A 12,193-nucleotide genomic window follows, 5' to 3' on the forward strand; every position below is an offset into this window, starting at 1 on the left:
AAAGGAAATTTTGAATAGCATAACATAGAATTCAACACTCCTCTACAATCAGCCAAGATTTATAGGTTCATCATTTTTGAATTGCCAAAGGTTTCAGATGAGCAGTCGTAGATCTGGGCACATATTCAAACTTACTCTGTATAATTTTGGATAACATCTTTTTTACCCAGTACAATTTATACTTATTTTATCAACCAAATAATTCTTTTTAAAAGCAGGGATTCTTGAAAACAAGGACAGATTATTTTTAAAAACATCGCTTTGATTTTTTTATTTGACAGATTAAAAAATCGGATTTAGGCTAAGTGTTAGTTAGCGAACAACTGAATAACTCGATATTTAAAATAATTATCATCTTGACTATTGAAAGGAGATTCCTTAATGAAAATCACAGAAATTGAAGTATTCCGTCTTCCTACCGTGAATACAAAGATGAACAGTCCTATTGGATGCCGAATACATACGGATGCAGGTATCTTCGGTGACGGTGAAGCCGGAATGGCCTATGGTATTGGTGGTTCTGCCGCATTTGGCATGGTTTGTGATTTGGCTGAACTTATTGTCGGTATGGATCCAATGCAAACTGAATTAATTTGGAATACGATGCATAAGCGAACCTTCTGGGGTCAGAACGGTGGATCTGTAGTATTCTCCGGTATCGCTGCTATTGATGTAGCGTTGTGGGATATCAAGGGCAAGTATTTTAATGTTCCTGTCTATCAATTACTTGGAGGCAAAGTCAGGGACAAGCTTCGCACCTATGCAAGCCAGCTGCAGTTTGGTTGGGGTCAGGTCGGTGTTTCAGAACATCTTTGGGCAGTGACTCCTGAAGATTATGCGTATAACGTCAAGCTAGCAATCAACGAAGGGTTCGATGCGATTAAGATTGACTTCTTTGACCGTGATGAAGAAGGGAAACCCCTTTCCTTTCTCGATACAACCGGTCTTCTGACACCAAAAAAGCTCAAAATGGTGGAATCTAGGATGAAAGCAGCCCGTGAAGCAGCCGGCGAAGATGTGGATATTATCATGGAAAACCATTCGTATCCAGATGCGCTAGGCGCCGTAAAATTAGCTAAACTAGCTGAAAAATACAATATGATGGCATTCGAGGAACCCAATTCACCGACAGTTCAAACGGTAGAGTATATTGCTAAATACACGTCAGTTCCCATTGCAAATGGAGAACGGCTTTTCTCCCGGTGGCAGTATTTGGAATATTTTAAAAAGAATTTGCTTCAATTGGCACAACCTGATATCGGGAATTGTGGAGGAATTTCCGAAGTGAAGAAAATTTGTGATATGGCTCATGCCTTTGACGTAGGTATTCAGGCGCATGTTGCCGGAAGTCCATTGGCAACCAACATCGCACTGCATGTCGAATGCACCATTCCAAATTTCATCATCCATGAACATCACACCTGTAACCGTATGAGCACTTGTCTGGGGTTGACAAAGTATAATCTTCAACCTGAAAACGGGTACTTCTCCATTCCTGAACTTCCTGGTATCGGTAACGAATTTTTACAATCCGCCATTGATGCTGCAATTTTGTACAAAGTGATAAAGTAAAATCCCTGCGCGAGCAGGTAAAACAAAAGGGGAAATATATGGGAATTAAAGTTATCAAGGAAGCAGCTCCAAAAGCTGGAACGCTGGGTAGACCCGAACTGTTTGCACTTGCAATCGGACAGGTCATTGGTGCGGGAGTTATCACACTCATCGTACCTGCCATCAAAATGACGGGGTACTCGGCTTGGCTCGCCTATTTTGCAGCAATTATCGTAGGTTTTATAATGATATTGCCTACTGTATTTATTTCGTCCACGCTGCGTCTGGGTGGTGGAAATTACTCCATGCTTTGTGATCTTGCAGGACCTACCGTTTCAGGAATTTTTGCATTCTCCTACCTGACACAATGTCTTTCTACCGCTTTGTTCGGCGTAGCGGCAGCAGCATATCTAGGTGATGTCATACCAGCACTTGGTGGCCCTGTTCCAAGAGCGATTGTAGGAGTTTCCTTGTTAACCATCTTCTATGTGGTAAATATTTTTGGAATCGATATGATGGCAAAAGCGCAAAAATTGATGACATGGATGTTGATTGCAGCTTTGTTGATATTCGCAATCGTCGGAATTTTCCAGATAAATCTTCCCATTTTCAAGTTTACTGATCCGAACTTCCTTATCAACGGATGGGGTATTAAGTTTACTGAAGGAAAAATCACAGGTGGATTCTTCGGTGCTATATTGTTGTTTGTTTACTCCTGTCAAGGATACTACATGACCATTGCATATGGTAGGAATTCCAAGAACGCAAGAAAAGACATCCCTATTGTTTTGATCATGGCAGTGCCTACCTTGATTATTTTATACGTTGGTGTGGCATTCGCCGGTGTTGGAGTTATGAGTATCGCAGATTACGGCAACTCAAGTACGCTGGTATTTGCAGCACAAAAAATCTTCCCTTCCTGGCTGTATTATGCATTCATAATTTGTGGTCCCATTATGGCGTTATTATCCACTCTAAACTCCAGTTTTGCCTATAATGCCATCACTATCGGACAATCCTGTGACGATGGCTGGCTTCCCAAAGCATTTGGAAAGACCAATCAGAAAGATGCACGTGTCTACATTTTGACATTCATGTACCTTTTAGGTATTCTCCCGATTATTTTTGGTCTATCAATCATCACTATCGTTAACATGGTCCAGCTATTCATGTCCTTCTTTGCTTTCCTTAACTTCTTTGCATACATAAGGATGCCAAAGAAATATCCTGATGCATGGAAGAAGGCACGTTTCCACGTTTCAGATGGTTGGTACATCACAATTTGTGTTTTATCCCTACTCGGTTACATCATCATTTTCTGGAAATCTTGCCTCTCCATGAGTGCAACTCTTGCCATCGGAAATGTTGTCATCCTACTGGTTATGGCTGCAATCGGAATTTGGCGATCCAAGACCGGCAACATTGAAATTCATACATCAGTTTGGGCAGAAGATTAAATTCACTGCAGAATTCATTGCAGACTTTCATAGTTTACGGATATCACTTCTTTCGCAATCTCCTTAGCTTGGGAAAAAAGTGAATAAGTAATGGTGTATTTCATAATTGGAGGTAAAATTTTATGAAAATCACAAGTATCGAGTGTTATTTGGGTTATGCTGTGACTATAAAGGTAAACACAGATGAAGGTATTTCTGGGTTTGGTGAAGCAGGTTTGATGTATGGCAATTGCCGCGAAGCCGCTTTTGGACAATGCCAGGATTTCGGTTCCTTGGTAATTGGGATGGACCCTTTCAATACTGAAGAAATCTGGGAACATCTTCATCGTCATACGTTCTGGGGTATGAATGGTGGTGTAGTGGTTACCTCTGCTATGGCAGCTATCGACACTGCATGCTGGGACATCAAAGGAAAAGCTTTGGGACTACCAGTATATAAACTCCTTGGAGGAAAAACTAATAAAAAATTGCGTGCATATGCAAGCCAGTTACAGTTTGGCTGGAAAAAGATGGTTGAATCCAATGGAGGACTAGGTCTCCTGTACGAACCAAAAGAATACTATGACGTCGTAAAAGAAATCATGGAAGACGGATACGACGCAATTAAGATCGATCCTGTTTTCGTACCTTACAAGAAGGGGGATGCAGGAAAAATTTTCGGAACTCAGGGAACCCACCACCGTGGATCAATGCGTCAGCATGACCTGCAACTTGCAGTAGACCGAATTGCCGCTGCTCGTGAGGCAGGAGGTCCAGATTTGGATATCATTGTAGAAATCCACTCACTTTTAGACGCAAATACTGCTTCTGATCTTGGAAAAGCTCTGGAACCCTATCGCATCATGTATTACGAAGAACCTACCATGCCCAGCAATCCTGACATGTTTAAATACATTAAGGAACATTGCTCTCTTCCTCTTGCAACCGGTGAACGCAGTTACACACGTTGGGGCTTCCGCCAGTTCTTTGAAGATCGCAGTTTGGCTATCGTACAACCTGATCTTTGCAATACAGGTGGTATTACTGAAACCAAGAAGATTTGTGATATGGCTCAGGTCTATGACATGGGTGTTCAAGTCCATGTTTGCGGTGGGCCTATCGCAACGGCAGCAGCGCTGCATGTTGAGGCTACTATCCCCAATTTCTGCATCCATGAAGAGCATAATGCTAACTTGACAAAAGCTTGCATCGCTGCTGGTAAGTATCATCTCCATCCAGTGAATGGGTATTACGATATCCCAGAAATTCCTGGAATCGGGCAGGAAATGAGTGAAGCTGAGATGACAAGAGCAAAGAAGGTCGTCGTCGATGGTCCGAAACCTGGTCCGGCCATGATAAAGTGAGCGCGTCACCTCTCATAGTTCGGATATCCATTGCAGACGCAATTTAAAGGTAACCGATACTTTGAGTTTTATGCAAAGATTGCTCTAGCAGATGTTTTTGTAAAACGGCCTTTTTCATACAGTTTGTAATGAAAGAGGCCGTTTCATTATATTTCCATGCTTTTACCTATCACAGGAATTAAGCCAGTTGTTTACAAAGTTCTTATCCAATATCAGGATCATCAAAATAATCCATTCCATGAATCGGGATGATACCTAAGATTTGCTCTCTTGATTTTTTCGCCTCTTCCACATCTCCGTTCACAATACTTTCATACATCTGCTCATGATTATCTACAGCAATTGCGGTGTCTAATCCAGCTGCACGTCGACGATGGGTACGTGTTGATATAAGTTGCATGATATGATCCCGAATAAGTTGCTGTACCATGTAATAAATATCTATATACAGGCGATTGCGACTTAATTTAATAATCCCATAATGAAATGCAAAATCTGCTTCGACTAGCTGCTCCAGATATTCTTGATTATCTATATCCTGACAAAAAATTGCTGATTTTTCATAATATTCATCGAGCAATTCTCGTAAATGTGCCTTTTCCTCATCAGTAGCTTTTATGATAGCCAAGGATTGGCATTCACCTTCTAAAAGATTACGGAGTTGCTCCACATCCTTACGTCGTTCTTTTTCGCTGTAAACCACCGCTATTTCACGTAGGATAGGTTTCAAAGAAAAATCCTTAACAAACGATCCTTCTCCTACTCGGGTCTCAATCAAACCCAATGTACTGAGTTTTTGCAGTGCCATGCGCACGCTAAGCCGATTGACGCCGAATGATTGCGCAAATTCACTTTCTGATGGCAACTTGTCACCTGTCTCCCACACATGCTTTACCAAATCTTGCTTGATAGCATCGCACACTTGATCCACTACCGAGAGACGACTGATTTTAGTCCTTCTATTTGCATTATCCATATCTAATTGCGAAACCTTTTCACTTCTATTCATCAAGATTTGCGGAAGTGTACTTAAGATAGTTTATTCTATAAGCTATGAGTTGTAATGTCAATTTTTTACAAATATTATATGCTCTGTGTCTCGGTAATAATATGAAGTGCCAGCAGTAGTGCCGTGGGGCAAGAAGGCAAAGCAAGAATAATTTTTATTATATTAGTTTTTTTCATCTGGCAGAACTCAAGATGCGCTTACCATACTAGATCAGTATAGCGGAAATACCAGATTTTTCTTGCATTGAATAGCCTTGGGACACAAGCCCAACCGAGACTCAAAGAGATAGCAGTTGGGAAATATTCGACTTAAACGATATACATGATGCCATTTCCAGATTTTAGACGATAACCCGGAATATAAAAAAAGCGCCAGAAGGGAATCGAACCCTCGTCACATGCTTGGGAAGCACGAGCACTAACCATTGTGCGACTGGCGCATCTTCAAACGATAATAGCAAAGAACAGTATACATGTAAAGTAGCTTCAACCAAGTATCGGGGCAAACCGTCTATCAGGCATGCAAACAGGTACCGATCTCCTTCTCTTGTTTGGTTCTGTCAAACACCACCACATTTCCGAACCCAGTACAACCATCTGCGAGGAACGTATCAGTCGGACTCGCCCACTCCTGGTGAGCTACAGCTACAGTATAGGAAGAATCTCCCTTAAAAAGAGTTACTGCCTCAATTTGGTAATCAGGAAATACAATTCCCTTGAAGTTTGAACGAACCGGGACCTTCTTTACGACAAGAGGAGAAAACACATTCGGTTTATTAATCGAAATTACCGTAAACAACGAAGCAAAGCCTTCCTGGGTGATTTTTGTGACAATTGTCTTGTTATCCTTGCATTCATTGTAATGACGGGAAACCCTGGTAGGGATAATGCCGCTTGCACCATCAGGGGATAGCAAGCAGAACTCCACGTCATTGAAATCTGATCGGTACCGGAAATTACTTCCGACCTTTGAAACAAATCCTGCATCGTTACAATGAAGGTACTGCTGGTAACTATGCTTTCCCTTTGTATAGAACTCATCGCATAGCAACAAAAGATCATCCTGCAGAACAATCAGTTTCCTGTTTACGAAAACACCCTTGTGCAAATACCCCAGGTGTCCGCCTTGCACAAATTGGTATCCTTGTTTCTGATTATAATCAAAGTTTACCGGGCAGGTAAGTTTGCTGCATTCCCAACTATCCTTGCATACCGTAAAGTTTTCATTATCAACAGTCGTGGTGTTGTGGGCCGTACTGTCCTTGAACTCGAACCGCTCAGCCTTTGCAACGTAGGTAAAGCGCCCTGCATCAACCAGGATATCCTCACCATTGGCAAACAGGTCAATATGCAACTGGTCACTATGCCCATGTCCTGCACCCATCGTACCGCAATGGAAATGAATATAGGATTCACCCCGACGAACATATGCATTCCCGCTATTCTTGAGTACACCCAGGCTATCGGGATCTTTCGTACTTGGCATACGCTCGTATTCTTGCTGCGCTGCCAAACCCAAATCCCAGATCGTATCAAAGTCAAAATGTTCCAGCGCCCTTCCCTTGAGCAGAGGATCAGCAAACAGATACGCTCCCTTGGTAAGGATGTCCCGCTGGTCAATCTCATCACTATCCCCCATGCAGGGTTCGTTGCCATCAGGCTTTTGCCAGGTAAAGGAAGCTTTGCACATGGCATGGGTTTTCAAGATAAAAGCTGGAGGCAGGGCAATGCCATTCCTCCTAGCTAGGATGAGGACATCCAGAAAATCATGGGTGACCTCATTATGGTACATAGGCGATTGTTCCCATTGCATGCCATCATCATACACCTGTATCTCACTCTCCAAGGCAAGACGTCGGATAGCTTCCGCCTGATATTCAAGAGTCCTTGCGGAAGTGGGAAGAATGACCGAGGCGATGAACAATCCATGATTTTCCAATACTCCCCAATTGCTCATCAAGTGATAGCTATCCCACACACCCATAAGGAATTCGGCATGTTCTGTCACGGAAGAGAGAAAGGTATCCACCACCTGTTCGGTAATATGGGGACTCCCCTTAAAATAGAGCATGGCTTTGGTCCAATATTCCAGGCGAAGCCCTGCTTCGATTGACCTCCAGGCCTTGGCACAAAGGGGATCTTCTTTTTTTACCTGCTTCACCCAATGGCAAAGCTGTTCTGCAAAAGCCTTGGCATACATCTCGTTACCTGTAAGTGCATAGGCTTGCCCGAGGCAAATCCAAAATCGCATCCTATTGAAAGCATACACCCATTCACTATCATCCCCAGGTTGGTACAGCCAATTGATGGCTCCTTCAAAATGAACAGGAACAACGGTACGTTCCATATCCCATCGTAAGGCAAAACGAAAGGAATGGTTTACCGCTTCATTGGCAAGGACAATAATCTTCTCAACTTCATCCGGTTCGTGGATCCGTACATAATCGGCAACCAAGACCTTGTCGTCAAAGAAATACACCTTACCCTGGTTATAGAACTGCTCAGGTTTCATTTCCCTTCCCTCCCTACCAATACAGGTTCCAAGCACCTTTCAACCGCGTCAACGCTTCCATAAAGAAATAATCACCCCAGGAAACACATTCATCCACACCTTCGGGCGTGCACGTGTTATACGGAGATTTCTTCGAATAGGTTCCATGCAACACCAGACCATTGGACATTCCCAAATCGACAACACGATAGGAATCATACAGACTCTTGAGCATCTGACGAGCCAAGGAGATATAGGTCTCGGCTTCCTCTTTTTCAAGATACTTGGACATTTCCAACAATCCACAGGCAACAATGGAACCGCTTGAAGAATCACGTTCTTCATCACCGCTGGTAAAAATCAAATCCCAGTACGGAATCAAATCCAGTGGAAGATGAGAAAGATAATAACCGGTAGCCTTTCGAAACAAATCAATGCACTCTTTTTTCCTGGTATACCGATAACTCAGTGCCAGACCATATATGCCCCAAGCCTGGCCCCTGGCCCAGGAAGAATCCGCACGATAGCCCTGACAAGTCTCTCCCCTGACAGGATTCCCGTTTTCAGGGTCCAGGAAAAAAGTATGGAACGTGGAACCATCGCCCCTGAACGAATTTTCCAGACAGGTCTGGATATGTTTCATCGCTATATCGCGATATACATCATTTTTGGTCTCTTCACTCGCCCAATAGAGAAGAGGAAGGTTGAGCAGGCAGTCGATGATATACCGATAGTTCTCCCTTGCTCCCATTTTTCCCCAAGCTTGAATAAAATTCCCTATTGGTTGGAAGCGGGAAATCAATTGGTCAGCAGCAAGAAGCGCCGCTTGCCGGGCATGCAGGTTACCTGTCAATTTGTACACGGAGACACACGAAGGACTGTACAGGAACCCCATGTCATGGTGGTCAACCTCGACATGGTTTTCTATCCTGTGCAAGAAACTCTCCACTTGTATCTGTGCTGCATGGATAAAAACTTCGTTTTGGGTATGCTCATAGGCCAGGCAAATTTCCCCGGGCCAAAAACCGCACGTCCACTGATTGTTTTCACAAGGAGCATAAAAGTTATTGACAGAGGAATGATTCTGGCAACGATACGTAAAGTCAGGCAGATTTCTCTCAACTTGCTGACAAGCAGTATCAAGGGCCTGGAGCACTTCTCCAGAAGAAATCTCTTCTCTTTTCATATCAACCTTTCAACCCGGCGGTTGCAACTCCCTGCACAAAGAATTTTTGCAAGGAGAGAAATACGATGATGACCGGAACCAAGGCAACGACACTGGCTGCCATGATCAAACCATAATCAGAGGAGTATTGCCCGATGAACATCCTCAACCCGATTTGCACCGTTTTCAACTCCGTCCTGGTCAGATAGAGCAACGGCCCCAAGAAATCATTCCAAGTATTTACAAACGTAATGATCGTCAAGGTAGAAAGCGCCGGAGCCGAAAGAGGCAGCATGATCTGCGCCCAGATGCGATACTCGCTCATCCCGTCAATCCGGGCAGCCTCACAGAGTTCATCCGGGACACTTTCATAAAACTGCCGCATCAGGAATACCCCGAAAGCACTGAAAGCCTGCAAGAAAATGATGGCAAGGTGGGTATTATTCAAATGAAAGGAACGCATCATTATAAACTGTGGAACCATATAGACTTGCCAAGGCATGGCAATCGTCGCGATGTACCCAAGGAAAAGAGCGTTTCGTCCCTTGAAGCGCAACTTTGCAAAGGCATACGCGGCAAAGGAGGAAGTCAAAAGTTGCAGAACCGTAACGATAATTGTCAGTTTGGCAGAGTTCTTGATAAAAATACCCAAGGGAATCTTTGTCCAGATTTCCTTGTAATTATGCCATCTTGGTGAAGTGGGTATCCATTGGATAGGGAAGACAAAGACATCCTTGTCATATTTCAAGGAGGCACTGAGCATCCAAGCAAAGGGTATAAGCATAAAGAAGGCACTGACTATCAAGAAAGCATAGAGTAAGACCCTTCCAATTTTCGTTCCTTTTGATTCGATTTGCATATCTGGTTCCCTTCTATTTCATTTTCTTCTCACCCTGAAACTGAATGAGTGTCACGGCGAGGACAAGAATGAACAACACCATTGCCACGGCGCTGGCGGAACCAAGGTTCCAACTTATGAAAGCTTTATTGTAAATATCATAGACAAGAACCAACGTAGCGGTTCCCGGGCCAGCCTGGGTAATCATATAGACTATGTCATAGACCTTGAAACATTGGATAGTCAGCATGACCATGACAAAGAAAGTCGTCGGTCTGAGCTGGGGAATAGTCACATGTTTGAACCGTTGCCAGGTATTGGCTCCATCCAAATTAGCGGCTTCATAGAGTTCAGGATTTATCCCCTGCAAACCAGCAAGGTAGATAATCATGTAATACCCCATGTATTTCCAGACACTGAAAAGAATAATTGTCACCATTGCCCAATTCTTGTCAGCGGCCCAACCGGGAACCTTATCAAAACCAAGTTTGAAAAGAATCATGTTCACAGGGCCTTTTGCTGGATTGAAAATCATATTCCATACAGCGGCCACGGCAACCAAAGAGGCAACATAGGGAAAGAAACTGACTGTTCGGAAAAAGTTTTTGCCCCGTACCCCTTGGTTAAGGACAACGGCTACGAAAAGAGAACAGACCAAGGTAAGGGGAACCGTTCCTATGGCATATACGACGGTGTTTTGCAAGGCAGCCTTGAACTGATCATCGTCAAGCAAATCCTTGAAGTTTGCCAAGCCGGCCCAGGTTATGGGATTGGACCCATCCCAGTGAAGAAATGCCAACGCAAAAGCGAAGATAATTGGTACTAAGGTAAAGATTGCAAAACCAATGAAATTCGGAGCAATGAAACTGTAGGCAACCAGTTGTTTTTTTATTTCTGCTTTTTTTGATGGCATCTTTCCATCCTCAGGATTATTGGAATAGTAGCTAGATAACAATGGGGGTAGTTTTCCACCCCCATATTGTCAACAAGAACTGGAGGACTATTTATTCAGGATCTTCTTGACCTGAGTGGACATTTTCTCCAGACCTGCATCGATGGAAATATTGTTGGTCATGATTTCGTCATGAACCTGATTGAGAATGACTTCAATCTCTGCAGATTTTTCATTCAAGGGCATCTCGAGATAGCCTTTGGTAACCTGCAGGGCCTCGGCACTCTCCTTATCAGTCGGGAAACCGGGCTTGGATGCAATGATCTTGATGACTTCATCATTCTTGATCGCAGGGATGGTACCGGTCTTGGCTATGATCTGGGCACCTTCAGGACCTGTCACGAATTTTACGAAATCAAAGGCAACATCTTTTTTCTTGGAAGCATTGCTGACTCCCAAAGAAGTGATGGTGGCCAAGGTCGTACCACTGGGAACACCCACTGCATGAGGATACTTTGCAATCCCCCAATCCTTGCAATCGGCCTCGCCCTTGTCAATCTTGTCGATGAGTGTGGAAATGAACCAGGAACCCATGTTCATCATGGCTACGCTGTTGTTATAGAAAACTCCGCTGTAGTGAGTCGAAGAAGTCTTCAAGGTAGCATAATTCTGGCAAATACCGTCTTTTTGTTCATTGAGGACCATTTCATAATAAGGTTTGAGGAAAGCATAATCCCCATCTACGATGGTATGTTTTCCGTCAAGGATACCAAACAACTGGACCGCCGAACGCCAGGTATGATAATGGGCACCATATACTTTATTTGCACCGGATCCACTGGTCATCTTGCGGGCAAGCGCATCATATTGGGCAAAAGTCATATCATTGGTAGGGTAAGCGACCCCAGCCTTGTCAAACAATCCCTTGTTGTAGTAGATGATCCAAAAGTCACTGCGGAACGGAATTCCGTAGAGATTTCCATCAATGGCAATCTGATCGGTAGTACCACCATACAAGGAAGTATCAACGCCTTGGCTGGCAATCTTGTCGTTCAGGTTCATCAAGAGGTTCTTCTTGACTAGATTGTTGTAACCAGGAATGTCCTTGATGGTAACTACATCAATAGAGGAATCTCCTCCTGAAAGCTGAGTCTGCAACATGGTCATGAAATCAGCAGAACCAAGATCGAGCATTTCAATCTTCACGTTGGGATGTGCTGCCTCATAGGCTTTGATCAGCGGTTCATAGTACGTAGTTGAAGTAATATCCCAGAGAGCCCATTTGAGCGTAGTGGTACTACTCGCTGCGGGAGCCGCTGTCTCCGTTGCCCCATTGGCAAATACAGAACAGACAGCCAAAGAGAGAATAAGTGAAAAACCAATCACCTTCTTTGCAATACTCATTCGTTTCCTCCTTAAGAATTCGAAAAGATGAATACGGTACTGAT

Annotated in this window: 9 protein-coding genes and 1 tRNA gene; 3 read left to right on the forward strand and 7 right to left on the reverse strand. The window is 43.6% G+C overall.

Going from position 1 to position 12,193, the window contains the following annotated elements:
- Nucleotides 1-381: 381 nt before the first annotated feature.
- The 3 genes from ACHZBG_RS03605 (at nucleotide 382) to ACHZBG_RS03615 (ending at nucleotide 4,351) form a co-directional block, all read left to right on the forward strand.
- Nucleotides 382-1,572, forward strand: coding sequence for a mandelate racemase/muconate lactonizing enzyme family protein (locus ACHZBG_RS03605; RefSeq protein WP_320128078.1), 1,191 nt, complete (start codon nucleotides 382-384; stop codon nucleotides 1,570-1,572).
- A 38-nt stretch (nucleotides 1,573-1,610) separates the two neighbouring features.
- Nucleotides 1,611-3,008: an APC family permease gene (locus tag ACHZBG_RS03610; RefSeq protein WP_320128079.1), complete on the forward strand. Its 1,398-nt coding sequence runs from the start codon at nucleotides 1,611-1,613 to the stop codon at nucleotides 3,006-3,008.
- A gap of 122 nt (nucleotides 3,009-3,130) precedes the next feature.
- Nucleotides 3,131-4,351 carry a mandelate racemase/muconate lactonizing enzyme family protein gene (locus tag ACHZBG_RS03615; RefSeq protein WP_320128080.1) on the forward strand — a complete coding sequence of 407 codons (1,221 nt, stop codon included), beginning with the start codon at nucleotides 3,131-3,133 and terminating at the stop codon, nucleotides 4,349-4,351.
- Between the two features lie 202 nt (nucleotides 4,352-4,553).
- On the opposite strand, the gene ACHZBG_RS03620 is transcribed toward ACHZBG_RS03615, so the two are convergent.
- The 7 genes from ACHZBG_RS03620 to ACHZBG_RS03650 form a co-directional block, all read right to left on the reverse strand.
- Nucleotides 4,554-5,327 (reverse strand): GntR family transcriptional regulator, encoded by a 774-nt coding sequence (locus ACHZBG_RS03620; RefSeq protein ID WP_320128081.1) that lies wholly within the window; start codon nucleotides 5,325-5,327, stop codon nucleotides 4,554-4,556.
- Between the two features lie 400 nt (nucleotides 5,328-5,727).
- Nucleotides 5,728-5,799, reverse strand: a tRNA-Gly gene (locus ACHZBG_RS03625).
- Nucleotides 5,800-5,873: 74 nt separating this feature from the next.
- Nucleotides 5,874-7,871 (reverse strand): heparinase II/III family protein, encoded by a 1,998-nt coding sequence (locus tag ACHZBG_RS03630; protein ID WP_320128082.1) that lies wholly within the window; start codon nucleotides 7,869-7,871, stop codon nucleotides 5,874-5,876.
- Nucleotides 7,872-7,884: 13 nt separating this feature from the next.
- The gene (locus ACHZBG_RS03635; RefSeq protein WP_320128083.1) at nucleotides 7,885-9,036 is read right to left on the reverse strand and encodes a glycoside hydrolase family 88 protein; all 1,152 of its coding nucleotides are present in this window, start codon (nucleotides 9,034-9,036) and stop codon (nucleotides 7,885-7,887) included.
- Between the two features lies 1 nt (nucleotide 9,037).
- On the reverse strand, nucleotides 9,038-9,874 hold the full coding sequence (locus tag ACHZBG_RS03640) for a carbohydrate ABC transporter permease (protein WP_320128084.1): 837 nt from the start codon (nucleotides 9,872-9,874) through the stop codon (nucleotides 9,038-9,040).
- A 13-nt stretch (nucleotides 9,875-9,887) separates the two neighbouring features.
- Nucleotides 9,888-10,766 carry a sugar ABC transporter permease gene (locus ACHZBG_RS03645; protein WP_320128085.1) on the reverse strand — a complete coding sequence of 293 codons (879 nt, stop codon included), beginning with the start codon at nucleotides 10,764-10,766 and terminating at the stop codon, nucleotides 9,888-9,890.
- Between the two features lie 87 nt (nucleotides 10,767-10,853).
- Nucleotides 10,854-12,149 (reverse strand): sugar ABC transporter substrate-binding protein, encoded by a 1,296-nt coding sequence (locus ACHZBG_RS03650; protein ID WP_320128086.1) that lies wholly within the window; start codon nucleotides 12,147-12,149, stop codon nucleotides 10,854-10,856.
- Nucleotides 12,150-12,193: the final 44 nt, after the last annotated feature.

Origin of the sequence: uncultured Sphaerochaeta sp. (assembly GCF_963676625.2) — a bacterium.
Classification (GTDB): domain Bacteria; phylum Spirochaetota; class Spirochaetia; order Sphaerochaetales; family Sphaerochaetaceae; genus Sphaerochaeta.

Coding starts and splice junctions, on each gene's coding strand:
- ACHZBG_RS03605 (WP_320128078.1), top strand. CDS start 382: ATGAAAATCACAGAAATTGAAGTATTCCGTCTTCCTACCGTGAATACA.
- ACHZBG_RS03610 (WP_320128079.1), top strand. CDS start 1,611: ATGGGAATTAAAGTTATCAAGGAAGCAGCTCCAAAAGCTGGAACGCTG.
- ACHZBG_RS03615 (WP_320128080.1), top strand. CDS start 3,131: ATGAAAATCACAAGTATCGAGTGTTATTTGGGTTATGCTGTGACTATA.
- ACHZBG_RS03620 (WP_320128081.1), bottom strand. CDS start 5,327: ATGGATAATGCAAATAGAAGGACTAAAATCAGTCGTCTCTCGGTAGTG.
- ACHZBG_RS03630 (WP_320128082.1), bottom strand. CDS start 7,871: ATGAAACCTGAGCAGTTCTATAACCAGGGTAAGGTGTATTTCTTTGAC.
- ACHZBG_RS03635 (WP_320128083.1), bottom strand. CDS start 9,036: ATGAAAAGAGAAGAGATTTCTTCTGGAGAAGTGCTCCAGGCCCTTGAT.
- ACHZBG_RS03640 (WP_320128084.1), bottom strand. CDS start 9,874: ATGCAAATCGAATCAAAAGGAACGAAAATTGGAAGGGTCTTACTCTAT.
- ACHZBG_RS03645 (WP_320128085.1), bottom strand. CDS start 10,766: ATGCCATCAAAAAAAGCAGAAATAAAAAAACAACTGGTTGCCTACAGT.
- ACHZBG_RS03650 (WP_320128086.1), bottom strand. CDS start 12,149: ATGAGTATTGCAAAGAAGGTGATTGGTTTTTCACTTATTCTCTCTTTG.